This is a genomic window from Pseudomonas mandelii, assembly GCF_900106065.1.
GTDB lineage: Bacteria > Pseudomonadota > Gammaproteobacteria > Pseudomonadales > Pseudomonadaceae > Aquipseudomonas > Aquipseudomonas mandelii.
Genome location: NZ_LT629796.1, coordinates 5,928,675 through 5,954,193 on the forward strand (window position 1 = coordinate 5,928,675; position 25,519 = coordinate 5,954,193).

The following is a 25,519-nucleotide window of genomic DNA, read 5'->3' on the forward strand; positions in this document are numbered from 1 at the left end:
AGTGGGCAGCCCCCTCGGTCAACGACGATCGATTCGTGGGCAACATCGGTGGGTCAGGCATAGACGTCTGGTTTCAACACCGCAAAAGAACAGGCAAAGACGCCTGGAACCGCAAGGTTTCAGGCGTTTTTTTTTGCTTTTTGAACCGTGATGGGCTTAGTCGGGTACTTCTTATGAATTCCAATGTCGCCGCGTTGAACAAGCTGCAAACGCTGATCGTGATCGGTAACGGCATGGTCGGACATCATTGTGTCGAACAGCTGATCGAGCGCGGTGCCCTTGATCACTATCGGCTGCACGTTTTCAGCGAGGAGCCGATGCGCGCCTACGACCGCGTGCACCTTTCCGAATACTTCACCGGACGTGATGCCGAGTCGCTCGCCTTGGGTGAAGCCTCGTTGTACCAGACCCCGGGCGTCACCTTGCACTTGGGTGTGCCGGTCCTGGAAATCGACCGCGCCCGCTGCCAGGTGATCACCGCGCAAGGCTGCGTCGCCTACGACAAATTGGTACTGGCCACCGGGTCCTACCCGTTTGTGCCGCCGATCGAAGGCGCCGAGGGCGATTCGCGCCTGGTGTACCGCACCCTTGAAGACCTTGATGCGATCCGTGCCGCTGCGTCCAATGCCCGACGTGGCGTGGTGGTCGGCGGTGGCTTGCTCGGACTGGAAGCCGCCAATGCCCTGAAAAGCCTGGGCCTGGAAGCTCACGTGGTGGAATTCGCGCCGCGCCTGATGCCGGTGCAGCTGGACGAGCAGGGCGGTCGTGCACTCAAGGCCCAGATCGAACGCCTCGGCGTCGGCGTGCACCTGTCGCGAGGCACTCAATCGATCAGCCCAGGCGAGGAATATCGCTATCGGATGAATTTCGCCAATGACGAATTTCTGGAGGCCGACCTGATCGTGTTTTCCGCCGGGATCCGCGCCCAAGACTCCTTGGCCCGCCAGTGCTCGCTGGAAGTCGGCCCGCGCGGCGGCGTGGTGGTTGACGACCAATGCCTGAGCAGCGATCCGAACATTTATGCCATCGGCGAGTGTGCCGCGTGGAATGGCAGCATTTTTGGCCTGGTCGCCCCGGGCTACCAGATGGCGCGCGGCGTGGCTGCACGGCTGTGCAACGAAGTCGCCGAGCCGTTCAAGGGCGCGGACATGTCGACCAAGCTCAAGTTGTTGGGCGTTGACGTCGGCTCCATCGGCGATGCGCATGGCAGCACGCCGGGCTCGCGCAGTTATCAATTCATCGACGAAACCACCGCCAGCTACCGCCGATTGGTGGTGGATGCGACAGGCAAGCACGTACTCGGTGCGGTGCTGGTCGGCGACAACAGCTATTACGACACGCTGCTGCAATACATGCAGAATGCGATTGCCTTGCCCGCGGAACCCGCCAGCCTGATTCTGCCCTCGTCCGAAGGCGCGCCGACCCTGGGCCCGGGCGCGTTGCCCGAATCGGCCACGGTGTGCTCGTGCCACAACGTCACCAAGGGCTCCATTTGCTCGGCCATCGACGGTGGCTGCACCGACCTCGGCCTGCTCAAGTCGCAAACCAAGGCCTGCACAGGCTGCGGCGGTTGTGCCGGGTTGCTCAAGCAGGTTTTCGAACATGAGCTGATTGCCCGCGGCGTCAGCGTCGACAAAAGCCTGTGCGAACACTTTGCCTATACCCGTCAGGAGCTTTACGCATTGGTACGGGTAGAAGGGGTTATCACCTTCGAAGAACTGCTGGCCAAACATGGCCGTGGCCACACCGGTTGCGACGTGTGCAAACCGGCGGTGGGCTCGATCCTCGCATCGTGCTGGAACCAGCCGATCATGGACGCCTCACTGGTGCCGCTGCAGGACACCAACGACACGTTCATGGCCAACATGCAGAAAAACGGCACCTATTCGGTGGTGCCGCGCATCCCAGGTGGCGAGATCACCGCCGACAAACTGATCGCCATCGGCGTGGTGGCGAAGAAATACGACCTCTACACCAAAATCACCGGCGGCCAGCGTATTGATTTGTTCGGCGCGCAGTTGCACGAGTTGCCGGACATTTGGGCCGAGCTGATCGAAGCCGGTTTCGAAACGGGGCACGCCTACGGCAAATCGACCCGCACGGTGAAGTCCTGCGTCGGCAGCACCTGGTGCCGGTATGGCGTACAGGACAGCGTGAAAATGGCCCTGCTCATCGAGGACCGCTACAAGGGCCTGCGTTCGCCGCACAAGCTTAAGTTCGCGGTGTCCGGTTGCACCCGTGAGTGCGCCGAAGCCCAGAGCAAAGACGTGGGCGTGATCGCCACCGAGAAAGGCTGGAACCTGTACATCGCCGGCAACGGCGGCATGCGACCGCGTCACGCCGAACTGTTTGCCACCGACCTCGACGATGAAACCCTGATCCGCTACATCGACCGTTTCCTGATGTTCTACATCCGCACCGCCGACAAATTGCAGCGCACCTCGGTATGGCGTGAAAGCCTGGAAGGCGGCCTCGACTTCCTCAAGGAGGTGATCATTAACGACAGCCTCGGCCTGGGTGAAGAGCTCGAATCGCAGATGCAATTGGTGGTCGACCGCTATGAATGCGAGTGGGCCAACGCCCTCAAAGACCCGCAGAAACTCAAGCGTTTCCGTACCTTCGTCAACGACAAACGCCCGGACCCGGACATTCACTTTGTCCAGGAGCGCGGTCAGCGGCGCCCGATCATGGCCGCCGAACTCAACCTTATTCCTGTCACCGAGGAGATTGCCTGATGAGCCAGCCCACTACCCAACGCATTGCGCCCCTGGAAAACACCGGCGCCTGGCAAACCGTCTGCGACCAACAGGACCTGGTCAGTAACTCCGGCGTGGTCGTCTGGCTCGACGGCGCACAAGTGGCGCTGTTCTACCTGCCCGGAGCCGAGGGGCAGACCCTCTACGCCATTGACAACCATGACCCGCAATCCGGGGCGAATGTCATCGGTCGCGGATTGATCGGCAGCATCAAGGGCGACCTGGTGGTGGCGTCGCCCATCTACAAACAGCATTTCCGGCTCGAGGACGGCAGTTGCCTGGAGTACCCGCAACAGCGTTTGCGGGTCTGGCCGGTGCGGTTGAACGGGGGGAGGGTGGAGGTCGGGGCGGTTTGAAGGCCATTAACTGCATCACGCAATCGAATCGGAGCCACGTATGAAAACAGCCGCACAGTTGCTCAAACTCAAGGTCGTACAGAACCGTCAGGTGCATAGCATCGCACCTGATGAAATGGTGCTGGAGGCCCTGAAGCTCATGGCCGAAAAGAACGTCGGGGCACTTCCCGTCATCGACAAAGGCCAGGTGGTCGGGGTGATCAGCGAGCGTGACTATGCCCGCAAAGTCGTGCTGCAGGGGCGCTCTTCAGTAGGGACGCCAGTGCGCGACATCATGAGCTCGCCGGTGGTGACTGCGCCGAGTCAGCAAAGCATCGAGCGCTGCATGGCCGTCATGACCGACAGCCATCTGCGTCATTTGCCGGTGGTGGAAGACGGTGAACTGATTGGCCTGCTGTCGATTGGCGATCTGGTCAAGGAAGCCATCGTCGAACAGGCCGATCTGATTCGGCAATTGGAGCATTACATTCGCGGGCACTGAGACGGTGGGTGGTTTTGCGCCAAAGCCATCAACTGACCGGTTCGACCGTACAGCTCATTTCCCGTGAGCCTGGCTTCTGGAAAAGCACCGCGTTGCCGTCTTGCCAAAAGCTGTAATTGCCCTGGTAATCCTTGCCGGTGTATCGAGTGCCCGAATCGCTCGGCACCTGGCTCAGGGTGATCGCGGTGTTGGCCCATTTCAGGTACACGACACCCGGCTGCGTACTGAAGAAAGTGGCAGTAATCAGCGTGTTAAAGCCTGCACAACGAAACGCCAGGGGGCCTTCGGTGAGTCGGTCTGGATCCTTGGTTCTCACGATGGCCGAGCCTTGGCGAAGCTGGTGCGCACGCTCGGCATAACTGCGGATGATGCACATCTTTTGCTCCGGTCCCGAGGCACACCCGTTGCGGGCATCGATCCAGAACTGCTGGTCGATGATGACTTTGTCCGGGGGCGGAACTGAACGTTCATCGGTGAGCGCCAGGCGATAAAGACGCGTCAGTTCGATGTCCATCTGCGTCAGTTGTGGATCGCGACAGATAAGCTTTTCGACGGAGGCCCTGGTCTTGGCGCAGTCGATGCCGGGAGGGGACGCAGCGTGGGCGCAGGTGCTCGCCGCCGCGCACAGGCTGGCAGCGAACAGGCATCTGAACAGGGCCGTGACCGTTTTCATGTTGGCTTCACCCAGATCATTTTGGGATGCCCGGATTGCCGAGGACCTGGCGATCCGTTGAACAGTCATTCGTTTGCATGGGTGTACGCAGTGTATGCCAGTGTTTGAAACTTGCCACACCCGCCCGGCGGCGGGTGACCTTCAGAATCGATCCAACCTGTAGGGCGCAATGTCCGGTAATTCATGGGTATGAGGCGCAGGCGAAGCCAGTTGCGCGATGAGTTCGGCTGTGACTGCGGCCTGTGTCAGGCCCAGGTGCTGGTGACCGAAAGCGAGCAGCACTTTGCCGTCGCACACCCGGTCGATGATCGGCAGGGAATCCGGCAAGGACGGGCGAAACCCCATCCACGGCGTCGCCGCCTCAGCGTTCAAGTCTCGTTTGAACAGGCCTTCGCTTAACCGGTGCAACTGCCAGGCACGCTCCATCACCGGCGCTCGGTCGAGGCCGGCGAACTCGACGGTGCCGGCCAAGCGCAGTCCATCAGCCATCGGGGTCATGATGAACTTGCGCTCCAGCGAGGTAACGGCGAACGGCAGCCGTCCGTGTTCATGGGGCAACATCAAGTGATAGCCGCGCTCGGTATCCAGCGGTACTTTTTTGCCGGTCAGCGCTGCCGTCAACTTCGCGGAGTGAGCACCGCAGGCGATCAGGGTCTGGCGGGCGGTGAAACGGCCCTGGTCGGTGATAAGCGAGACGCCGTGCTCATGCAGGTGTGCGCCCAGGACCTGGTGCTTGAGGAAGTGCACGCCGCAGGCTTTGGCGGCATGGACCAGTTCGCAGACCACTCGGTAAGGGTCGAGAAAATGACCGGTGCGCGGGAAGAACAGACCGCCCTGAATTCGCTCGCTGAGTTGTGGCGCCGCCTCGCGCACCGCGTTGGCCTGCCAGTAGTCGACCGGTACGTGTTGATGGCGCATCCGAGCCTGTAGCGCTTCGATTGCTTTATGCGAGTCTGCCCGTTCGAACACCAGCAACGAGCCGTCTTCGCGCAGCAGATGGGGGCGGGCAATGTCCTCCAGCAGTCGGTGCCAGGCGCCCAGGCTGCTTTCGTTGAGTGCGCGCAGGCCGGCGATGGTTCGTTGGAAGGGGGCATGTCGCAGGTTCAGCAACAGGCGCGTGAACCAGGGCAGGGCGCGTGGCAGGTATTTCCAGTCCAGGCGCAACGGCCCCATTGGGTCTGTGAGTATGGCGGGCAGACGTTTGAGGATGGACAGGTCGGCGATAGGAAACACCTGTTCGGTCGCCAGGTGCCCGGCATTGCCAAACGAGGCGCCCCGGCCAGGGTCTTGCTGGTCGAGGACCACCACCCGCAGACCCTGACGTGCCAGCCGCACAGCGCAAGCGACGCCGATGATGCCGGCGCCGACCACGACAATGTCGGCGATGTCGTGCGGGTTGTGTGCAGCAGGCAGAGTCATGGCGCTTTCCTGGAATAAGTGGCCCGGCTGCAAAACCGGGCGGGTTTACAGCGGGCGCAGTCAGGGTGGGATCAGGCAACGTTCTGTTCGGCCGACCAGTTTTTGTACCACTGACGGAACAACGTGTACTGAGTCTCGGCATAGCGCCGTTGGGCATCGCTGAGCGCATCGGTTTCGTTGAAGTGCAGGGTGTATTCCTTGTCGCCATTGAGCACCATCAGGTGCTTGTAATAGAGCACCAGGTCGCAGCCCTCATCGAAGGACGACAGCACCTGCAGCGCAGATTCCAGCTCTTTGGCCAGGCGGCGAGCCGTGGCGTCACCCTTGGCCGCCTGCTTGCTCAGGGCCACCAATTGCAGCACTTCGCGGGGCAGCGCGTTGCCGATGCCGGTGATAGCGCCGGTGGCGTTGCAATTGACGAAGCCATGCACCACTTGGGTATCGACACCGACCATCAGGGTGACGTCATCGTCCTTTGACGTGATGTTTTCGGCGGCGTAACGCAGGTCGGCAGCACCGCCGAACTCCTTGAAGCCGATCAGGTTCGGGTGTTCGCGGCGCAGTTCGAAGAACAGCTCGGCACGGGTGGCGAAGCCGTAGTAAGGACTGTTATAGATCACCGACGGCAGATTTGGAGCAGCCTCCAGAATCGCCGCGAAGTGAGCTTTTTGCGCGGCCGGCGAGGCACCCCGGGAGAGGACGCGAGGGATGACCATCAGGCCCTGGGCACCGACCTTGGCCGCATGCGCCGCGTGGGAAATCGCTTCACGACTGTTGACGGCGCCAGTGCCGACGATGGTCGGAACGCCGGCAGCGACCAGACGCGCCACACCTTCCTGGCGCTCGGCTTCGGTGAGCAGAGGCCAGTCACCCATGGAACCGCAATACACGACAGCACTCATGCCGATATCGATCAGTTCGCGACCTTTGGCCACCAGCGCGTCGAAGTCGGGTTTGCGCTCGGCGGTGCAAGGGGTCATCAGTGCAGGCATGCAGCCAGTGAAGATGTTTGCGCTCATTGTTGGCACTCCTAGAAGCGTTTATTCAGCTTGATTGAGGTGGGGAATGCAGCGTGTTCGCTCAAATGCCCCACGCGAAGGGGTCCTGTTCGTCGATCAGCAGCGTGCTGTCGGCGGTCATGAAGGCCTGGCCGGTAATGAACGGGCGGACGTGTTCGCCTTCCCATTCGTAACTGCCGACGAATTGACTGGCGGTGATGCTGGCTTGTACCCAGGGCGCACCCGCGGCCAGTTTTCCATCGGCAGCCAGGCATGCCAGTTTGGCGCTGGTGCCAGTGCCGCAGGGCGAGCGGTCGTAGGCTTTGCCCGGGCACATGACGAAGTTGCGGCTGTCGGCCTGGTCGTCGTCGGCAAACAACTCGACATGGTCGATGACGGCGCCGTCTTCGCCATGGATGCCTTGGGCTTCGAGGGCCTTGAGCATCGCCCAGGTGTAATCGGTGAGCGCTTCGACGTTATCGAGTTGCAACACTTGCCCGTGGTCGGACACCAGGAAAAACCAGTTGCCGCCCCAAGCGATGTCGCCGTAGACGCAGCCGTGCCCGGGGACGTCTACCGGCACCTGTTGGCGATAGCGGTAGGCGGGCACATTGCGCAGGGTCACCGTGCCGTCTTCATGCAGCGTCGCGCTGACCGGGCCGACCGGCGTGTCGATCTTGTGCACACCGGGAGCGATGTGCCCCAAGTAATGTAACGAGTTGACCAGGCCGATGGTGCCGTGACCGCACATGCCGAGGTAGCCGGCATTGTTGAAGAAGATGACGCCGCAGGTGGCATCCGGCGAGACCGGCTCGCAATACAGGGCACCGACCAGAACATCGTTGCCCCGGGGCTCCAGCAGGCAGGCCCTGCGCCAGTGGTCATGCTGATCGCGCAGGGCATCACGCTTCTCGATCATGGTCAGGCCGGGCAATTGGGGAAATCCATTCATCACCAGGCGAGTCGGTTCGCCGCCGGTGTGGGAGTCGATGACATGTACTCGTTTCATGAACCCATCCTTTAGAAGTGTGCCGGTACACCGGTTGCCACCACCAGGCCACCGAACCTGCGGATAGAGTGAACGCGTCAGGGGCGATAGCGATTGATGTTTTCCATGAATGCAAATGACGAAATCAGCACAATCCTTGTGGCCTCGACACGGGGTAAACCTTGGGGCAATCTGCTTGCGCGCGCCTCGACAACGGCTCCGAAGTGAAGGGCAGTTGCTGAGCGGAGAGGGCGCAAGGGAGGATTTTTGCTTGTCCGCAGAGTGGGAGAACAAGCGTCATGACGCAGAACGCATTGGCGATCCTGTGCCAAGGAAACGACCTGAATCGGCCCGATACCCTCGAAGAATTACTGGCGGGCGTGGCACTGCTGTTGCCGATGCTGGACGTGATCCCCAATGCCGCGATCTTTATCAAGGACATGAAGGCGCGTTATGTCATGGCCAATAGCACGCTGGTTCAGCGCTGCGGGTTGAAACAGTTGCAACCGCTGCTTGGCAAAACCAGCGCTGAAGTCTTTCCAGCACAATTGGGGCCTGGCTACACCGAACAGGATCGTCGTGTACTGGAGCAAGGCTTTGTTCTGGAAGACCAATTGGAATTGCACTTATATGGGAGTCGAGAACCCGGTTGGTGCCTGACGCATAAACGCCCGTTGTATAACCGCAGCGGTGAAATCATGGGCCTGGTGGGAATTTCGGTTGACCTGCAATCGGCCAGTGATGCTCACCCGGCCTATCAGCGCCTGGCGGCGGTGGATGAATACATTCGCGCGCATTTCAATCGCCGTATCACCTTGGGCGAACTGACGCGGATCGCCGGTATTTCGGTGGCGCAACTGGAACGGTATTGCAAGCGCGTGTTCCACCTGACGCCACGGCAGATGATTCAAAAGACTCGACTGGAACATGCGCACCGACTGCTGCACACCGAAATTCCCATTACCGACGTGGCATTGCAGTGCGGCTACACCGACCACAGTGCGTTCACACGACAGTTCAAGGCATTGACCGGGTTTACGCCGCGCCAGTATCGACAGGTGTCATGAATGCATCGGGGGGACATTCATTCGCCAGAAACTAAGTTAGAGTGCCCATCAGTGTCTGCTCATAAGGGCCCTGCACTCGATTCGCGTAATCGCGCCAAGCGGTTCCAGCGAACGAACAGGGCAAAGAAAACCGTGTATCAATCGTTATGTGAAGAATGAATCGTCCGCTGTTTGTTTCTCTAGATGGGCCCAAGGGAGCCGGCAAAACCACACTGTTGGAGGCCGTCACGAAAGTACTGAGGGCAGACAACAAAAAAGTGATCCGGCTTTGCGAGAAAAAAAGCGATCCCTACAGGGGTGAAACAATGGCCCTCGTGAACAAACTCGTCAGAAATCCCAGCCGGGATCTGGAGTTGGAAGTTTGTGAGCGCTTCGCCGATAGCCGTGCCTGGATCTCCCGGCACGTGCTGACTAAACAACCACCAGGCAGCATCATCTTGATTGATCGCTGGTATCCATCTGATGCCGCGTTTCGCCGGATAATCCCGTTTGCAGAGATTCTGCAGTTGAACATTGATCGAAACGTGCGAGTGCCAGACCTGCATGTCGGAGTTGTCACCGCCCCTGATATTTCATGGGCGAGGGCAGCGGCACGACAGCGTGGGCTGAGCAGTACTGTGATCCATCGGTTGGAAGAACATGTCGCTTGTACCCAGGCGTTCGAACGAGCGATTGCAGATCACGGCTGGATTTTATGCCGTAATGAAGGAACGATCGAAGCCGCAACGATGCAGGTGGTTTCGCAGATCAATGGAGTCCTTCGATGTGCCCTGTAGACGAAGTTCGCTGCGCCGGTCTTGGTGCGGTTGAGATAGCGGTCGATCTATCGAAGGGGTGATTTGTCGCCGCGGTGGTAGCTTGAACGAACCTTGATAGAAGTTCCGCTCTGACACATCGTTTAACATAATATACATTATGCGTAATATCTTATATGGGGCTGGGGGGCTGTGGTGATCAGATTTGAAGGCAGGCTCAAAGGTTGTCCGGCTCCTGATCGGAATCCGGCAACTGCTCCAGCGGCGGCATTCCATAAAACACGATGAACATATCTTTGCTGCCCAGCTCACGATACCAGTGCACAACGTCCTCAATCTGCGGATTCCACGGCCATCCGGCCACCTATTCCATAAACATCCGGCCACTGATTCCACGATGATCCGGCCACCCATTCCACGCTCATCCGGCCACCCTTAAGGCAGGCAGCAACGCAGGATTATTCACTACCATCGACCTCTTTTATCGAAGCAGAGAGGTCGTCGTGGAGCGTTTATCCATGCGTAAAATTCGAGAAGTGCTACGTCTCAAATTCGAGGTCGGCCTATCTGCCCGCCAGGTCGCTGGCAGCTTGCAAGTAGGCCGAGCCAGCGTCGGTGAGTACCTCAATCGCTTTGCTGCCAGCGGCCTGACCTGGCCCTCTGCGCTGACTGACGCCGAGTTACAACGGCATCTTTTTCCGCCGCCGCCCACCGTTCCCAGCGATCAAAGGCCGGTGCCAGACTGGGCTCATGTACACGGGGAGTTACGCCGCCCCGGCGTAACTCTGGCCCTGCTTTGGCAGGAATACCGACTCGCCCACCCGCAAGGCTTCCAATACAGCTGGTTCTGCGAGCACTACCGCCTCTGGGCCGCCAAGGTCGACGTGGTCATGCGCCAGGAGCACCGTGCCGGCGAAAAGCTGTTCGTCGATTACGCCGGCCAGACCGTACCGGTCATTGATCGGCGAACCGGCGAGATCCGCCAAACGCAGATCTTCGTCGCCGTTCTCGGCGCGTCCAGCTACACCTTTGCCGAGGCCACCTGGTCGCAGAAGCTGCCTGACTGGCTGGGCTCGCACGCCCGCTGTTTTGCTTTTTTCGGTGGCACATCGCAGATCCTGGTGCCCGATAATCTGCGCAGCGGCGTCACCAAGGCGCATCGCTACGAGCCCGACATCAACCCCAGTTACCGCGATCTCGCCGAGCATTACGGCATCGCCGTATTACCTGCTCGCTCGCGCAAACCCAAGGACAAAGCCAAGGTCGAAGTCGGCGTGCAAGTCGTCGAGCGCTGGATCCTCGCCGCGCTGCGCAACCGCCAGTTCTTCTCGCTGGGCGAACTCAACACGGCAATCAGCCTGCTGCTCGAACGCCTCAATCAAAAGCCCTTCAAGAAGCTGCCCGGCTCACGCCGCTCGGCCTTTGAGACCATCGACCAACCCGCACTGCAACCGCTACCAGAACATCCGTACATCTACGCCGAATGGAAAAAGGTGCGGGTGCACATCGACTACCACGTCGAGGTCGAGGGCCATTACTACTCGGTGCCGTACCAGTTGGTGAAGCACCAACTCGAAGTGCGGCTAACCGCTAAGACCGTCGAGTGCTTCCACGCCAACCAGCGGGTGGCCAGTCACCTGCGCTCGCTGCACAAAGGCCGCCACACCACCCAAACCGAGCACATGCCCAAGAGCCACCGGGAGCACGCCGAATGGACACCGCAACGGCTGATCCGCTGGGCCGAGCAGACCGGGCCTAACACCGCTGGCGTTATCGCCTACATCCTTGAGCGCCGAATCCATCCTCAGCACGGCTTCCGCGCCTGCCTGGGCATCCTGCGCCTGAGCAAGCAGCACGGCGAAGAGCGGCTGGAAGCCGCTTGCCAGCGAGCGCTGGCACTGGGCGCGTGCAGCTACAAAAGCCTTGAATCGATCCTGCGCCAAGGGCTGGAAAAGCTACCGCTGTCCCAGCAAAACCTGCCGCTACTGCCCGACGAACACATCAACCTGCGCGGCCCTGGCTACTACCACTGACCTGAAAAAGGAGCACCAAAATGCTGCCCAATCCGACACTCGACAAGCTGCAAACCCTGCGCCTGCACGGCATGATCAAGGCGCTGAGCGAGCAACACGCCACGCCCGATATCAATGATCTGAGCTTCGACGAACGCCTCGGCCTGATGATCGACCGCGAGCTGACCGAACGTGAAAACACGCGTCTGAGCAGCCGGCTGAAACTGGCACGACTGCGCCACAACGCTTGCCTGGAAGACATCGATTACCGCAGCCCACGCGGCCTGGACAAGTCCCTGATCCTGCAACTGGGCAGCGGCCAATGGCTGCGCGATGGCTTGAACCTGATCATCGGCGGCCCGACCGGTGTAGGCAAAACCTGGCTCGCCTGCGCGCTGGCCCACAAGGCCTGCCGTGACGGCTACAGCGTGCGCTACTTGCGTCTGCCGCGCCTGATGGAGGAACTGGGCCTGGCCCACGGAGACGGTCGATTCGCGAAACTGATGGCGGGCTATGCCAAGACCGACTTGCTGATCCTGGACGACTGGGGCCTGGCGCCGTTTACCGCACCGCAACGGCGCGACATGCTTGAGCTATTGGACGACCGCTACGGCAACCGCTCGACGCTGGTCACCAGCCAGATGCCCGTGGACAAATGGCATGCACTGATCGGCGATCCGACCTTGGGCGACGCGATCCTCGACCGGCTGGTGCACAACGCTTATCGGATCGAACTGAAGGGCGAATCGATGCGCAGACGCGCAACGAAATTGACGACGACAGGGACTTCAGACTAACAATGCAAACCTGCGTCGCTGCGCTCCGACTGCCTGGCCGGATGAGCGTGGAACGGGTGGCCGGATGTTGGTGGACTGGGTGGCCGGATGGCGTGGAATGCGCACCTCAATCAGTTCGTCCAAGACACCGATCAAAATATCGTCGTAACCTCCAGGAGCACCGGCTTCATATCGATAACGCGCATTGGTGAAAACTTCACGATCCTTCTCGATCCAATGCTCGTGACGATCAAGCCGAATATGCTGCCTGATCGGTTCAGGTATCGCGTGAAACAACGTAAGCAGATCGTGCTTATTTGGCCCTCTGTCTTTCCGATAAACCGGAATTCTGTCTGTCGCTTTCAAATGCTCATGCGCAGCTTTTATTGCTACCAGGTCTAGTTCGTAAGTTTCATTAACCTGGCCAAGGTTGCCATTGGGTTTTGACACGAAGCTTTTGAGCAGGATTTCCATGCCAATTGCAGCATTGATCTGCGCAATGTCCAGCATGTCATGGCCACGTCTAAGGTGCTTCGCAGCCTTCAAATAGCGATAAGCGCTTTCAACCATCCAGGGCGATAAATATGTCATTACAACAATCTTTTCACTCGTTTTCGTTCAGCTCTTAGAAGCCAAAGCCAGAAGCTTCACTACGCTGGAGCCCCTGATTTACTTGGCTTGTTACCGATTACACGTGTCTGCTTGAAGCTTTGAAAGATACCGTACATGATTGAAAGATAGCGACCAAGGAAGAACGACCCCTAGTTCATTTAATGCACTACCCTTCCCCATTAATAACGGATAATTATAACTAAGCTAAATGTCTATTTAGTTTAGTTATATTAATGTGGCGAAATCGCATAGATGATCGATGTGATGTTTTTTGAGCAGCCTGCCAGCTATCCGAACTAAATAACCTAAAAAATGGTAACTAAAAGCATGAAACTGTCTGGTTGTTTGCTTCTGTCACCCGCTACTCGCTCCGACTGCCAGTCCAGGTGTCCGCAACATCATCTGTCGGCTTGTCAGTAGTGATGAGCTTCTCGATGCCCCAGTCACCAGGCACATTCCAATCCTCGCCGAAAAGTTCGGCCGGGTGCATCGTACGGTCGGAACCATTGCCGCAGGCCAGGGACTTCGCCGGACAATAACGGTCGCACCCCCAACAAATCCGTTCGGGGTGCTTGGGGTTGATGGGGAAGTTCTTAGCCATGCCGATCTCCGGTCATTGGGAGGCGTTCTTCCAACCTATAGCCCTTACGCAAAGCCAGCCTTGATACACATCAAGAATCGACATCAGATGACTGCGCTCACCTCCTTCGCAATCCCGGGGCTAAGCTAACGCTTTAACAGACTTGGAGACGCCTCTCATGCTCAATAAAAATCCTTTCCCAAGCGGCCTATCAACTTGGGACGATCAAGATGCTGCAACATCTCTTGATGACAAAGCGTTTACCGCCCCGCCCGCCTTGACCAACGCTGAACTGGTTCATCTGCGTGTCCGAGTGATTGCCTTGGAAAACCTGGTCATCGCCCTGCTGGCCGATGGTTCGGAACACCAGCTCGCCGTTGCGCGCGAGATGGCCACCTACATATCCCCCAGACCCGGCTTTACCCAGCATCCGCTGACCATTCACGCAGCCGAACAGATGACCCACACCGTCGAGCGCGCCCAGCGATTTCGCCAGAGTGATGTGCCATCGGTTTAATTTCTCGAAACTTGATGCCAATCATTATTGTTCGCAGCAAAGCTTCCTAGACTCGGGCTCCTACTCGTCAATGCCCAGGAAGAAATTATGCGTACCCCCTTGTCGCTTTCGCTTGCCCTGCTCTTGCTCACACCGCTGGCTCACGCTAAGGAATACCCGATCGGTGAGCCACAGTTGTGTCCTGGGCTGGAAGTCGGGGCGGTGTATTTGCAGCCGATCGAGATGGCACCTGCCGGAATGATGCGGGCCACCGCGGATTCCGATGTGCATCTGGAAGCCGACATTCGCGCCACGGCGGACAATCGACAGGGCTTTCAGGAAGGCAGTTTCGTGCCTTACCTCAATGTCTCGTTCAATCTGAAAAAACAGGGCAGCGAGAACGAACTCAAAGGCGATTTCCACGCCATGGTCGCCAATGACGGCCCGCACTATGGCGACAATGTAAAGCTGCTCGGCCCAGGCAAATATCAGCTGACCTTCAACGTCCTGCCACCCGGCGGTCATGGGTCCCTTGGCCGTCATACCGATAAGGAAACCGGCGTAGCCCCCTGGTTTGAACGCTGCGAATTGCACTACGAGTTCATCTACGCCGGCATTGGTAAAAAAGGCGGCTATTGAATGAAGCGCCTGCAGATTGCCTGGCTGATGCTTGCCGGAGCAGTGGCGCCGTTCACGGCCTATGCCGAATTACCCAGCTATGAACTCAGCCTGCGCGATGGCCACTTCACTCCTGCCCTGTTGGAGGTTCCGGCCGGTCAGCGCTTCAAGATCATCCTGAGAAATATCGGCCAAGGCCCAGCCGAATTTGAGAGCACACCATTGCGGGTTGAAAAAGTACTGTCGCCGGGCGTGACAACCTTCGTGGTCATTCACCCGCTCAGGCCCGGCCACTACCCCTTCTTCGACGAGTTCAATCCACAACTGCCCGAGGGTGGCATCCTCGCGAAATAACCCGTTCAAACACGGAGTTTTCATGTATCAATCAATGTTCATTGTCTGGCGCGAAAGCGTCGAGGCGCTGCTGGTGATCGGCATTCTCCAGGCCTGGGTCAGTCAGCAGCATCAGGGTGATCGACTGGCGAAGTACTTGTGGGCAGGCGTCGTGCTGGGGTTGATGCTTTCGGGCCTGCTGGCGGTGTTGATTCTGTTTGCCGGTGAGGCCATGAGCGGTTCAGCCAGTGAATGGTTTCAGGCTGCACTTGCGCTGGTGGCCAGCCTGCTGATAGTGCAAATGGTCGGCTGGATGCACCGCCACGGGCGCACGCTCAAGCACGATTTGCAACGACACGCTGATAGCTACCTGGCTCGGCATGGTGGCGCGAGTCTGTTACTGCTGGCCCTGCTCGCCGTCAGCCGCGAAGGCAGTGAAACGGTAGTCTTTCTCTATGGCTCCGGTGCTCAGTTGCGAGGTCCGCAGCTCAGTTTGTTTGTCGTCGGCGGCGCAATGGGATTGGTGCTGTCGGCGCTGACCATTGCCTTGCTGCACAGCAGTCGCCGGTTCATCTCGTGGCAGCGATTCTTTTCCATCAGCGAAGCTGTTTTGCTGATACTCGGCGCGGCGTTGCTGGTCAGCGGTACCGAGCGAATTGGCGGCCAATTACTCGCCATGGATTTACCGGAGGTGATGTACAGCCTCGTTGGTGATGCGCTTTGGGACAGCAGTGCCTTGCTCAGCGACAGCCATGGACTGGGTGGTTTTCTTGCCGGTTTTGCCGGTTATCGTGCGACGCCCAGCGGCATGACGTTACTGGTGCTGGCCGGTTATTGGCTGACCGTCGGGGGTTGGCTGCGCCAGCGTGCTGTGGAAAAAGTCCCATGCCTGAGCTGAGTCGCCGCAATCAATGGCTGCAGCGCCTGGGCGACGGCATGCGTCGTCACGCGCCCGTCATCCGTGCCGTGCAGTGGGTCGTTGTACTGTTTTACGCGTTGCTGTTGGTGATCCCGGCGGTGTTGTCGCTGCCGGACAGCCAGGCACGGCTGCTCGATAACCTGACTCTGTTCGCGCAGTTTTTGTTCTGGGGCATTTGGTGGCCGTTCGTGTTGCTGTCGATCGTACTGTTTGGACGAATCTGGTGTGGCGTTCTCTGTCCGGAAGGCTCACTCAGCGAATGGGCCAGCCATTACGGCAAAGGTTTGGGTGTACCGCGCTGGTTGCGCTGGGGCGGCTGGCCAACCCTGGCGTTCTGCCTGACAACCCTCTACGGCCAGTTGATCAGCGTCTATGACTACGCCCAGGCGGCGCTGTTGATTCTGGGCGGTTCGACCGTCGTCGCGGTCGTCGTCGGGTTGCTGTTCGCCCGAGGCAAGCGGGTCTGGTGCCGTTACCTGTGCCCGGTCAGTGGCGTCTTCGCCCTGCTCGCCCGACTGGCGCCCGTGCATTTTCAGGTCGACGAACAACGCTGGATGGAAAACCCCGCGCCACGGCTGCCGCCGCCCAACTGCGCGCCCTTGCTCGATATCCGTCGTATGCAAGGCGCCAGTGACTGCCATGCCTGCGGACGTTGCAGCGGACAACGCGGCGCGGTTCAGCTGATCGCGCGCTCCAGCAACCAAGAGATTCTTCATGCGACGGCGCAGACGCTTTCACCATGGGACGCGCGTCTATTGCTGTTCGGTGTGATCGGTCTGGCCATGGGCGCCTTTCAGTGGACGGTCAGCCCATGGTTCGTCGCCCTCAAACAAACCCTCGCCCAATGGCTGGTCGAGCACGACCAACTCTGGGCCCTTGAGGACAACGCGCCCTGGTGGCTGCTGACCCATTACCCGCAGCTCAACGACAGCTTCAGCTGGCTCGACGGTTTCAGCATCGTCGCTTACTTGAGTTTGAGTTCGATGGTGTTGGGCACGGCGTTGATGATCCTTCTGCGCCTGACGGCTCGACTGGCGCAAGATCCTGCACTGTATTGGCCCCTGGCGCTGACACTCACGCCCTTGGGTGGTGCGGGATTGTTTCTAGGGCTGTCGGCCACAACGGTAAAATTGCTGCGCTATGAAGGTCTGCTGCTGGATTGGGTACAACCGGCCAGGGCTTGTCTGTTAATGGCTGCGATGGGCTGGAGCCTGTTGCTGGGTTGGAAACGGCTGGACCGCGAAGGCCTTTCCCAGGTTCGTTGCTGCGCTGGCAGCACTTGCCTGTTACTCGCCATCGGCTTGGTAGGGTTCGACTGGTGGTTGCAGTTCTGGGGCTGGTCCTGAGCGCCCTCATCCACAACCACCAACCCGAATTACCTAGACTTTAAAACGCGCCACCGTCTGGTGCAGCGCCCCGGCCATCTGCGCCAAATCGTGACCTGCGGTGTGAGTATGTTGGGCACCCAGCAAGACCTGCTCTGACAAGTTGCGAATCCCCATCAGATTGCGGTCCACCTCACGCGCCACCAATGCCTGCTCCTCCGTAGCGCTGGCAATCATCATGTTGCGCTCGTTGATCTGCGAGATCGACCGGGTGATTTCATCCAATGCATCGCCCGACCGTTGCGCCACTTCCAGGGTGGCCCGCACCAGGTTGCTGCTGCTTTGCATGGCCGTCACCGCATGCCCGGTATCGAGACGAATGTTGCCGATCATCTGCTCGATTTCCTGGGTGGACTCTTGAGTGCGATGCGCCAGGGCGCGCACTTCATCGGCGACCACGGCAAAACCGCGTCCGGCATCACCAGCACGAGCCGCTTCAATGGCCGCGTTCAGGGCCAGCAAATTGGTCTGCTCGGCGATGCTGCGAATCACGTCCAGCACCTTGCTGATGTCCTGCACCCTGCCAGCCAGTTGCTCGATGCGCTGTGAGGTGTCGGTGACCCCATCGGCCAGTGCGCCGATTGAAACCACGGTTTCCTGAACCTGTTCACGCCCGCGTTGCGCGGTTTGCTCGGACTGCCGCGAGGCCTCGGAGGTGCTGACCGCATTGCGCGCCACTTCATCGACCGCCGCGGTCATCTGGTTCACGGCGGTGGCCGCCTGCTCGATCTCCAGCCCTTGCAATTGCAGGTTGCTGCTGGTCTGGCTGCTGACCGCACTCAGCTCTTCGGAGGAACTGGCCACCTGGTCCACCGACATCGCGATGTGCCTGACCATGGCATTCAGACTTTGCTGCATCTGATGCATGTTCATCATCACGCTGCCGCCGGCACTTGAGTTCACGGGTACCTGAATCGTCAGGTCGCCTTGAGCGATCTGACTTAAAAACCGTGCGGCATCATCCGGCTCGCCGCCCAATGGACGGGTCACACTGCGCGTGACGATCACCGCCGCGGCGATGACCAGCGCCACACAGAACAAAAACAACCCGAGCATATTGCGCCGGGCATCGCTGTACAGCGCCTGCGCTGATTGTTCTCTGTCGGCGAATATTTTGCCTTGCAGCGCCATCAATTGATCCAGGCTGCCATAAACCTCGCGTTCGGCCGGCACGACCTTTTGTTTCAGCTGTGCCATGGCGTCATCGAAAGCCCCTTGCCGGATCAACACCTGCACTTGAGTGAACGCCGCCACGTAGGCTTCACGATTCTTCTTCAACGCGGCATAAGCGGTTTTGCCCTCTGGCAAATAGAACAATGGTTCAAGCGTATCGAGTGCCTGGGTAATCCGTTTCTTGGTAGCGTCGATTGACTGCTGCACCTGCTGATTATCTTTATCGATCAGTAGATCCCGGGTGTTCCTGGCGTTATCACGTACGCCGGTGGCGATGACCATGATCGGATCGATCTTCGGCCAGTCCTGCTTGACGATTACTACCGCCTGTTCCTTGAGCGTTGCCAGATCGTGCAACGCGTAAAACGCCATGCCCATCAGCGCCAACGGCGCGATGGCAAAGCCGATGACGATACGTTGTGCTGTCGTTAATTTGGCCATATCAAATGCTCCCTGTTTGATACCTGCCGATTGGCAGCGCATTTGAAAACCTAATGATGGATGTCACCGTTAAACGTTGATTCGCAGCCACGGTTACCCCCGTAACACGAAAGCGGGAAACAGCTCGCGCATGGCTTCCCATAAGTCAGGTAGCAAGGCTTGTGCCGAAACACTCGGCAGCAACGGGTCGAACATCCGCTCGGTGCGAACCAGTTGCACGGCGAAACGCTTGACGCCGAGTTCGCTCAAGCGCTTGGCAAGGATCAGCAGACGCGCCGGTTCAAACAGATGCCAGTGCACGGTGGTACGACATTCATAATCGACACCACTGGCCAGCAGATGCTCAAGACTGCGCCAATTGGCGGTACCGCTGCCTTCGACCCGGGTGATCGCCTGGCAATCCTCCGGCAGCGCCTTCACATCGAAGCCAACCCAATCAGCGCCAGGCAATGCCTTGGCGAACGCAACCGGCTTGATACCGGCACTGTGCAAACCAATGCGAAACCCCATCGCCCGCACCTCCTCCATGGCGCCGAGCAAACCGTCCTGCAGGGTCGGCTCACCGCCACTGAACACCACCGCATCGAGCAGGTCCTGACGCCGTTGCAGAAACGCCAGCACCCGCCGCCAATCCACTTCGTCTGTGCCACGAGGCGGGATCAACTGCGGGTTATGGCAGTAACGACAACGCCAGGCGCAACCCTGGCAAAACAGCACGCAGGCGAGCTGTCCCGGATAGTCGATAGTGGTCAGGGGCACCATGCCCCCGACCCGAAGCGTTCGACTCATTGGCGCCCGGCCAGCGGCGCGCTTTCAGTAAAGTGCACCCGCTCACGGTGCTCCGACTGTTTACCCGGATTGAACGCCGACACAGGGCGGTGATAGCCCATCACCCGGGTCCAGACTTCGCAGCGTTGACGTTGAGCCTGGGGCAGTGCTTGCGATGCAGTCATGGTGAAGCTCCTTGCGGTTGAGTGGATCGATCAATGAACGGTGCCGAGCTTCTGTTCTTGCAGCAGCAAGACCTCGTCGCATTTGGGGCAGAACTCATGCTCGCCATCGAGGTAGCCGTGCACCGGGCAGATGGAGAACGTCGGGGTCACGGTCAGGTACGGCAGGCGGAAGCGGCCAAGCGCTTTGCGCACCAGTTGCTTGCACGCCTCGGTCGAGGAAATCCGCTCGGCCATGTACAGATGCAAGACGGTGCCGCCGGTGTATTTGCATTGCAGTTCGTCTTGAAGCTCCAGGGCCTCGAAGGGGTCTTCGGTGTAGCCCACGGGCAGTTGGGAAGAGTTGGTGTAATACGGCGCTTGCACGCTGCCAGCCTGGAGAATGCCGGGGTAACGCTTGAGGTCTTCCTTGGCGAAGCGGTAAGTCGTGCCCTCGGCCGGCGTCGCTTCCAGGTTGTACATGTGGCCGGTTTCCTCTTGGAAACGCAGCAACGTGGCGCGCACATGATCGAGCATGTTCAGGGCAAACTGCCGGCCATGCTCGGTGTGCATGCCCTCCTCGTCGCCGGTGAAATTGCGCAGCATTTCATGCATGCCGTTGAGGCCGATGGTCGAGAAATGGTTGCGCAGGGTTCCGAGGTAGCGCTTGGTGTACGGGTACAAACCGGCATCCATGTGGTGCTGAATCACCTTGCGCTTGACCTCCAGGCTTTCCATCGCCAGTTCCATCAGTGTGTCCAGGCGCTGCAATAATCCACTGGTATCACCCTTGAACACATACCCCAGCCGTGCGCAGTTGATGGTGACAACGCCAAGCGATCCGGTCTGTTCCGCTGAGCCGAACAAGCCGCCGCCACGCTTGAGCAACTCGCGCACATCGAGCTGCAAACGGCAGCACATTGAACGCACCTGATTGGGTTGCAGATCAGAATTGAGGAAGTTCTGGAAATACGGCAGGCCGTACCGCGCGGTCATCTCGAACAGACGATCGGCGTTTTCACTGTCCCACGGAAAGTCATGGGTGATGTTGTAGGTCGGGATCGGAAAGGTGAATACCCGCCCTTTCGCGTCGCCGGCCTGCATCACTTCGATGTAAGCGCGGTTGAGCAGCTCCATTTCGGCTTGCAGGTCACCATAGGCAAACGGCATTTCTTCACCGCCGATGACGGGTATTTGCTCACGCAAATCCTGGGGGCACACCCAGTCGAAGGTCAGGTTGGTAAATGGCGTCTGCGTGCCCCAGCGTGACGGTACGTTGAGGTTGTAGATGAACTCCTGGATCGCCTGGCGTACTTCCTGAAAACTCAGTTGATCCTTGCGCACGTAGGGCGCCAGATAGGTGTCGAACGAGCTGAACGCCTGGGCACCGGCCCATTCGTTTTGCAGGGTGCCGAGAAAATTCACCATCTGCCCCAAGGCACTGCTCAAGTGCTTTGGCGGACCGGCTTCAACACGCCCCGGCACACCGTTGAGCCCTTCGTGCAACAGGGTGCGCAGCGACCAGCCGGCGCAGTAACCGGCGAGCATGTCGAGGTCGTGCACATGCAAATCCGCCTCGCGGTGGGCCTGGCCTATGGCCTCGCTGTACACCTCGTCCAGCCAGTAGTTGGCAGTGACCTTGCCCGACACGTTCAACACCAGTCCGCCCAGTGAATACCCCTGATTGGCGTTGGCCTGGACCCGCCAGTCTTCACGGTCCAGGTATTCGTTCATCGAAGTCGCCACCTCGACCATGGTCCGGCGGTCGCGGCGCAAGCGCCCGTGCTGTTCGCGGTAGACGATGTAGGCACGCATGGCGAGGAAATATCCGGCGTCCATCAACACCCGTTCAACACGGTCCTGGATTTGCTCGACATGGAGTCTTGGCAAACCTTCGAGCCTGGCCAATACCGCGTTAAGCAAGCCTTCAACCTCAACCTCGGCGTACTCCCCCGTCGCCTTGCCGGCGGCGATCAATGCCTGACGGATTTTGTCGGCATCGAAGGCGACCTGACTGCCATCGCGTTTGTGCAAGCGGTTACATCCTACTGCGATCAGCGTGCTTTGCATTTGGCCTCCAAACACTACATATAGATTTAAAAAAATATAAAACCACAATATGCAGTGAAGGCTACGGAAAAAGTGCTGATCTGCAATTGATCGACATCAAGATTCCCCGGCGAAAGAACGTCCGATAACGGCAGAAGAAAATCTAATGTGGGAGCGAGCCTGCTCGCGATGACTGCAGCACGCTCAACATTGATGTCGATTGTTCTACCGCTATCGCGAGCAGGCTCGCTCCCACAGTGATTTGCTGTGTTTTACAGATCAGCTCAACCGCCACTCATGTTCATGAACCGTACAATCTGCACCTCCCCTTCGGGGCTGAAATCGTGGCGCAACGGTTTGCCGCGCAAGGCCTTCTGCACGGCATTGATCACGGGCTGATCATCCAGCGGATAACGCCGCAGCAATCCTCTTAAATCCAGGGCATCGTCCTGCCCCAAACACAGCAACAGCTTCCCTTCAACGGTCATCCGTACCCGGTTGCAGCTGCCGCAGAAGTTGTGGCTGTTGGGTGAAATGAAGCCGATCCGGGTCTCGGGATGGCGTTCCAGACGCACATAGCGTGCCGGTCCGCCGCTGTTCTCGGTGCTGTCGAGTAACCGATGCTGGCTGGCGATCAGCGCCCGAACCTCGTCGCTGGAACAAAACGATTCACCCCGGGAACGCCCGACATCGCCCAAGGGCATTTCCTCGATGAAACTGATATCGATGCGCTGGTCGATGGCGTACTGCACCAACGCCGGGACCTCATCAAAGTTGCGGCCCTTCATCACCACGCAGTTGAGTTTGATTCGCTCGAACCCCGCGTCCCGTGCTGCCTCGATGCCGTTGAGCACTTGGTCGAGATCGCCAATGCGGGTGATCGCGCGAAACTTCTGCCCGTCCAGGCTATCGAGGCTGATGTTCATCCGCTTCACCCCAGCATCGACCAACGGCCGGGCCAGACGGCCCAGCTGCGAGCCGTTGCTGGTCATCACCAATTCGCGCAAACCGGGCAACGCGGCGATGTTGCGACAAAGTCCGACAATGCTCGGACGAATCAGCGGCTCGCCGCCGGTCAGGCGAATCTTGCGTACACCCAGGCCAACGAACAGCGTTGCCAAACGCTGCAACTCTTCAAGGGTGAGCACCTGCTGACGCGGCAGGAAGGTCATGTTTTTCGCCATGCAATACACACAGCGAAAATCACAGCGGTCCGTCACCGACATCCGCAGATAATCAATCTGCCGTCCAAAGCCATCCTGCATTACAGCGTTCATCACATCTCCCGGTTTGCCTCGATGCTCACTGCACCAGCGGTGAGTCGGCGCCCTGCAAATGGATACCGCGAATATCCGCCGCACCGATCAGGGTTTGCAGGTATTGCACCAGGGCTTTTTGCCAGACGCCTTGCTGCAACTGCGTGCGGATCGCCGTCGACACCACTTCATAGGGCAACGGCATGCCTTCGATTCGCTGATCGACACTGACCACATGCCAGCCGTAGCGACTTTCCAGCGGTTTGCTGGCCAGGCCCGGTGCCAGAGTGAACAACTGACGTTCCAGTTCAGGCACGGTCTGGCCCTTGCTGATCTGCCCCAAAGAACCACCCTGAGCCTTCGACGGGCAGGCCGAATATTTCAACGCCAGTTCGGCGAAAGTGCCGGGGAATTCATCCAGACGTTGCAGCAGGACTTCCGCCTGAACATGCGCAAGGCTGCGCGCCTCGACATCGTCCGGCGCACATTCGAGCAGGATGTGCCGTACCGCCAGCAATGGTGCGCTGTGAAAGCGCCCGCGATTGTTTTCGTAGTAACGAAGACTGGTTTCCTCGTCGCACTGCGGCACATGCACCTCGCGTTCAAGCAACAAACGCGTGGCCGCTTCTTCTTCGTTCTCGCCAGCACCGATCTCCATCGATACGCCGAGTTCGGCAATGCGTTGCTGCAACAACTCGCGGATCACCAGTGCCCTGGCGGCCAGGTACACCGCTTCTTCACGGCTTTCGGCCGGGTGATATTGCAGCTCCAGCGCCATCGCTTCCGGCGTGATCGACACCTCGTTGACGCTGATGATCGGCCACTCCTGTTCACTGCTGGCGATCAACTGCGCCGGGGCGTCATCGGCCCCTGCGGGCTCAACCGGCAGCGCTTCGAACTGCGCCTCTGCGACCGGCGCCATGTCGAGAATGGCCTCCGCTTTTTTTGAAGAACCACAGCCACCGCTGCCCCCATTACCGCCACCACATCCGCATCCACCTGACATGATTGTCTCCTCAGTACTTCTGACGAACGATTTGATAACGACGCCCCAGGTACCAGATCGGTGCGCTGATCATGTGTACGAGACGGGTGAAGGGGAACAGCACAAACAGAGTCAAACCGAGAAACACATGCAGCTTGTAGATCAGCCCGACCGGCGCGATGGCCGCCGCTGCTTCCACCGGACGCAACAACACGGTGTTCTGTGCCCAATCGGCGAGCATCACCATCACCGAGCCGTCCATGTGCGCGGTGGACGCAACGATCGTCAGCAGCCCCAGCAGCAACTGCGCCAGCAACACCAGCAGAACCAGAATGTCCGAGGGGCTGGACGTGGCGCGGACCCGTGGATCGGTCAGCCGCCGATTGACCAGCATCAGCAAGCCAATCAGGCACAACAGACCAAAGAAGCCACCGGACACCATCGCCAGCAACTGCTTGTTCTCAGTGCTGATCACGTGGTGATACACCGACGCCGGGGTCAGCAGGCCGACAAAGTGCCCGGCCAGTACGAACAACACTCCGATGTGGAAGAAGTTGCTCGCCACGCGCATGCCGCGCTGATTGAGCATCTGGCTCGAGCCGGCCTTCCAGGTGTACTGCGACAGATCGAAACGCGCCCAGCTGCCAATCAGGCAAATCGCCAGGGCGACGTAGGGATAGACCCCGAACAACAACAGGTTCCATTTAGACATTGCCTACCTCCTTGGCCGGCACGACGGCCAACCCTTCATGCTGAAAATCCACCCAGTGCAACGGCACCGCGCTTTCTTCCCGGGCCTTGCCCGGTGCGCTTGGCAGTCCACTGCAACGGTCCTGCTGTTCGGCCTGGAGAAAGTCCACGGCCTCCTCTTCCCAAATCTTGTCGAGGGCTTCCAGGGAGTCGTCGCGCGGCTCCGCCGCCACCTGCGCCCGCAGGTCGGCCACCGCTTGATGCGGCTCGGCCCCGGCAATTTGCAGCAGCGCCCGGAAGCAGCTGGCATAGGCACTTTCACGCGCTTCCAGACGCGCCGCGAGCAAGGCCAGCAAGTGCGACACATCCGCCAGGCCCTCCCGGGCCTCGATGTCTTCGCGGGTGGACAGGAACTCCAGGTACAGCGGGATGTAATCGGGCAGCTCTTTGACACCGATGGCAAAACCGGCTTCTTCGTATTGCGCCATCATGTCGACCATCGCCTGGCCACGATCACGGGATTCGCCATGCACGTGCTCGAACAAGAGCAGCGACAGCGAGCGACCTCGACCGAACAGCGCACCGTAGTGCTCCTGCCCATCCATCAGGTCATTGGCGCAGATCAACTCCAACAATTCGAACAACGCGCCGCGTTGCTTGGGGCTGATTTCCCGAGACTGGATGATCGCTTGCTCGAGTTCGTCGCGACCGCCAATCAGTGTCTCGGTCGGGTAATCGAGCAGCAGCGAAATCACTTTGAGAATTTGCATGC

Annotated in this window: 24 protein-coding genes and 2 pseudogenes; 12 read left to right on the top strand and 14 right to left on the bottom strand. The window is 59.2% G+C overall.

All coding sequences use genetic code 11. The features are described 5' to 3' along the window. Positions 1–173: 173 nt before the first annotated feature. Genes nirB through BLU63_RS27520 form a run of 3 tightly spaced genes read left to right on the top strand, consistent with a single transcriptional unit; the run spans position 174 to position 3,593 of the window. Complete coding sequence (gene nirB, locus BLU63_RS27510) at positions 174–2,735, top strand: nitrite reductase large subunit NirB (RefSeq protein WP_083376754.1); 2,562 nt, start codon at positions 174–176, stop codon at positions 2,733–2,735. Next, entirely contained in the window at positions 2,735–3,112 is a 378-nt protein-coding gene (nirD, locus tag BLU63_RS27515; protein ID WP_083376755.1) for a nitrite reductase small subunit NirD, read from the top strand. Before nirB ends, nirD begins: the two co-directional genes overlap by 1 nt. Before the next feature lie 40 nt (positions 3,113–3,152). Beyond that, positions 3,153–3,593, top strand: a complete 441-nt coding sequence (locus BLU63_RS27520; RefSeq protein ID WP_010460288.1) for a CBS domain-containing protein — start codon at positions 3,153–3,155, stop codon at positions 3,591–3,593. Between the two features lie 28 nt (positions 3,594–3,621). Here the strand turns inward: BLU63_RS27520 and BLU63_RS27525 are convergent, their stop codons facing one another. From BLU63_RS27525 to BLU63_RS27540, 4 genes are all read right to left on the bottom strand, one after another. Next, positions 3,622–4,266, bottom strand: coding sequence for an MliC family protein (locus BLU63_RS27525; protein WP_077748464.1), 645 nt, complete (start codon positions 4,264–4,266; stop codon positions 3,622–3,624). 141 nt (positions 4,267–4,407) lie between these two features. After that, positions 4,408–5,685 carry an NAD(P)/FAD-dependent oxidoreductase gene (locus BLU63_RS27530; RefSeq protein WP_083376756.1) on the bottom strand — a complete coding sequence of 426 codons (1,278 nt, stop codon included), beginning with the start codon at positions 5,683–5,685 and terminating at the stop codon, positions 4,408–4,410. A 71-nt stretch (positions 5,686–5,756) separates the two neighbouring features. After that, the gene (locus BLU63_RS27535) at positions 5,757–6,704 is read right to left on the bottom strand and encodes a dihydrodipicolinate synthase family protein (protein WP_010460283.1); all 948 of its coding nucleotides are present in this window, start codon (positions 6,702–6,704) and stop codon (positions 5,757–5,759) included. A 61-nt stretch (positions 6,705–6,765) separates the two neighbouring features. Beyond that, positions 6,766–7,692 carry a 4-hydroxyproline epimerase gene (locus BLU63_RS27540; RefSeq protein WP_083376757.1) on the bottom strand — a complete coding sequence of 309 codons (927 nt, stop codon included), beginning with the start codon at positions 7,690–7,692 and terminating at the stop codon, positions 6,766–6,768. Positions 7,693–7,970: 278 nt separating this feature from the next. Between BLU63_RS27540 and BLU63_RS27545 the strand changes: the two genes are divergently transcribed. The 4 genes from BLU63_RS27545 to istB all read left to right on the top strand — a co-directional run bounded on the left by BLU63_RS27545 (position 7,971) and on the right by istB (position 12,302). Beyond that, positions 7,971–8,738, top strand: coding sequence for an AraC family transcriptional regulator (locus BLU63_RS27545; protein ID WP_083376758.1), 768 nt, complete (start codon positions 7,971–7,973; stop codon positions 8,736–8,738). A gap of 155 nt (positions 8,739–8,893) precedes the next feature. Further along, on the top strand, positions 8,894–9,514 hold the full coding sequence (locus BLU63_RS27550; protein ID WP_083376759.1) for a dTMP kinase: 621 nt from the start codon (positions 8,894–8,896) through the stop codon (positions 9,512–9,514). Positions 9,515–10,011: 497 nt separating this feature from the next. Further along, on the top strand, positions 10,012–11,526 hold the full coding sequence (gene istA / locus BLU63_RS27560; protein ID WP_041771204.1) for an IS21-like element ISPre4 family transposase: 1,515 nt from the start codon (positions 10,012–10,014) through the stop codon (positions 11,524–11,526). A gap of 20 nt (positions 11,527–11,546) precedes the next feature. Further along, positions 11,547–12,302, top strand: a complete 756-nt coding sequence (istB, locus tag BLU63_RS27565; RefSeq protein WP_011077977.1) for an IS21-like element ISPre4 family helper ATPase IstB — start codon at positions 11,547–11,549, stop codon at positions 12,300–12,302. Here the strand turns inward: istB and BLU63_RS27575 are convergent. Both BLU63_RS27575 and BLU63_RS27580 read right to left on the bottom strand, forming a co-directional pair. Next, positions 12,294–12,872 (bottom strand): hypothetical protein, encoded by a 579-nt coding sequence (locus tag BLU63_RS27575; RefSeq protein WP_231990917.1) that lies wholly within the window; start codon positions 12,870–12,872, stop codon positions 12,294–12,296. The two genes, istB and BLU63_RS27575, sit on opposite strands and share 9 nt — an antisense overlap. Positions 12,873–13,254: 382 nt before the next feature. After that, positions 13,255–13,494, bottom strand: a complete 240-nt coding sequence (locus BLU63_RS27580; RefSeq protein WP_077748447.1) for a DUF3079 domain-containing protein — start codon at positions 13,492–13,494, stop codon at positions 13,255–13,257. 157 nt (positions 13,495–13,651) lie between these two features. On the opposite strand from BLU63_RS27580, the gene BLU63_RS27585 reads away from it, so the two are divergent. From BLU63_RS27585 to BLU63_RS27605, 5 genes are all read left to right on the top strand, one after another. Then, on the top strand, positions 13,652–13,990 hold the full coding sequence (locus BLU63_RS27585) for a hypothetical protein (protein WP_077748446.1): 339 nt from the start codon (positions 13,652–13,654) through the stop codon (positions 13,988–13,990). Between the two features lie 87 nt (positions 13,991–14,077). Then, the gene (locus BLU63_RS27590) at positions 14,078–14,608 is read left to right on the top strand and encodes an iron transporter (protein ID WP_077748445.1); all 531 of its coding nucleotides are present in this window, start codon (positions 14,078–14,080) and stop codon (positions 14,606–14,608) included. Then, positions 14,609–14,941, top strand: a complete 333-nt coding sequence (locus BLU63_RS27595; protein WP_077748444.1) for a cupredoxin domain-containing protein — start codon at positions 14,609–14,611, stop codon at positions 14,939–14,941. Between the two features lie 22 nt (positions 14,942–14,963). Continuing rightward, positions 14,964–15,818, top strand: coding sequence for an FTR1 family iron permease (locus tag BLU63_RS27600; protein WP_010460249.1), 855 nt, complete (start codon positions 14,964–14,966; stop codon positions 15,816–15,818). Continuing rightward, positions 15,806–17,185, top strand: coding sequence for a 4Fe-4S binding protein (locus BLU63_RS27605; RefSeq protein WP_083376761.1), 1,380 nt, complete (start codon positions 15,806–15,808; stop codon positions 17,183–17,185). Before BLU63_RS27600 ends, BLU63_RS27605 begins: the two co-directional genes overlap by 13 nt. Before the next feature lie 33 nt (positions 17,186–17,218). Here the strand turns inward: BLU63_RS27605 and BLU63_RS27610 are convergent, their stop codons facing one another. The 8 genes and pseudogenes from BLU63_RS27610 to narJ form a co-directional block, all read right to left on the bottom strand. Beyond that, a complete protein-coding gene (locus BLU63_RS27610) occupies positions 17,219–18,280 on the bottom strand; it encodes a methyl-accepting chemotaxis protein (protein ID WP_371857838.1) in 1,062 nt (353 codons plus the stop codon). A gap of 30 nt (positions 18,281–18,310) precedes the next feature. After that, positions 18,311–18,880 (bottom strand): annotated as a pseudogene (locus tag BLU63_RS33915) (MCP four helix bundle domain-containing protein); the annotation flags it as partial. A gap of 51 nt (positions 18,881–18,931) precedes the next feature. Continuing rightward, positions 18,932–19,627, bottom strand: a complete 696-nt coding sequence (locus tag BLU63_RS27615) for an anaerobic ribonucleoside-triphosphate reductase activating protein (protein ID WP_083376762.1) — start codon at positions 19,625–19,627, stop codon at positions 18,932–18,934. Beyond that, positions 19,624–21,837 (bottom strand): annotated as a pseudogene (locus tag BLU63_RS27625) (ribonucleoside triphosphate reductase). The gene BLU63_RS27615 and the pseudogene BLU63_RS27625 overlap by 4 nt, the downstream one beginning before the upstream one ends. A 263-nt stretch (positions 21,838–22,100) precedes the next feature. Continuing rightward, positions 22,101–23,093 (bottom strand): GTP 3',8-cyclase MoaA, encoded by a 993-nt coding sequence (gene moaA, locus BLU63_RS27630; protein ID WP_083376765.1) that lies wholly within the window; start codon positions 23,091–23,093, stop codon positions 22,101–22,103. A gap of 25 nt (positions 23,094–23,118) precedes the next feature. After that, complete coding sequence (locus BLU63_RS27635) at positions 23,119–24,078, bottom strand: peptidylprolyl isomerase (protein ID WP_083376766.1); 960 nt, start codon at positions 24,076–24,078, stop codon at positions 23,119–23,121. 10 nt (positions 24,079–24,088) lie between these two features. Further along, the gene (gene narI / locus BLU63_RS27640) at positions 24,089–24,769 is read right to left on the bottom strand and encodes a respiratory nitrate reductase subunit gamma (protein ID WP_010460234.1); all 681 of its coding nucleotides are present in this window, start codon (positions 24,767–24,769) and stop codon (positions 24,089–24,091) included. Beyond that, positions 24,762–25,517 (bottom strand): nitrate reductase molybdenum cofactor assembly chaperone, encoded by a 756-nt coding sequence (narJ, locus tag BLU63_RS27645; RefSeq protein ID WP_083376767.1) that lies wholly within the window; start codon positions 25,515–25,517, stop codon positions 24,762–24,764. The genes narI and narJ overlap by 8 nt, the downstream gene beginning before the upstream one ends. Positions 25,518–25,519: the final 2 nt, after the last annotated feature.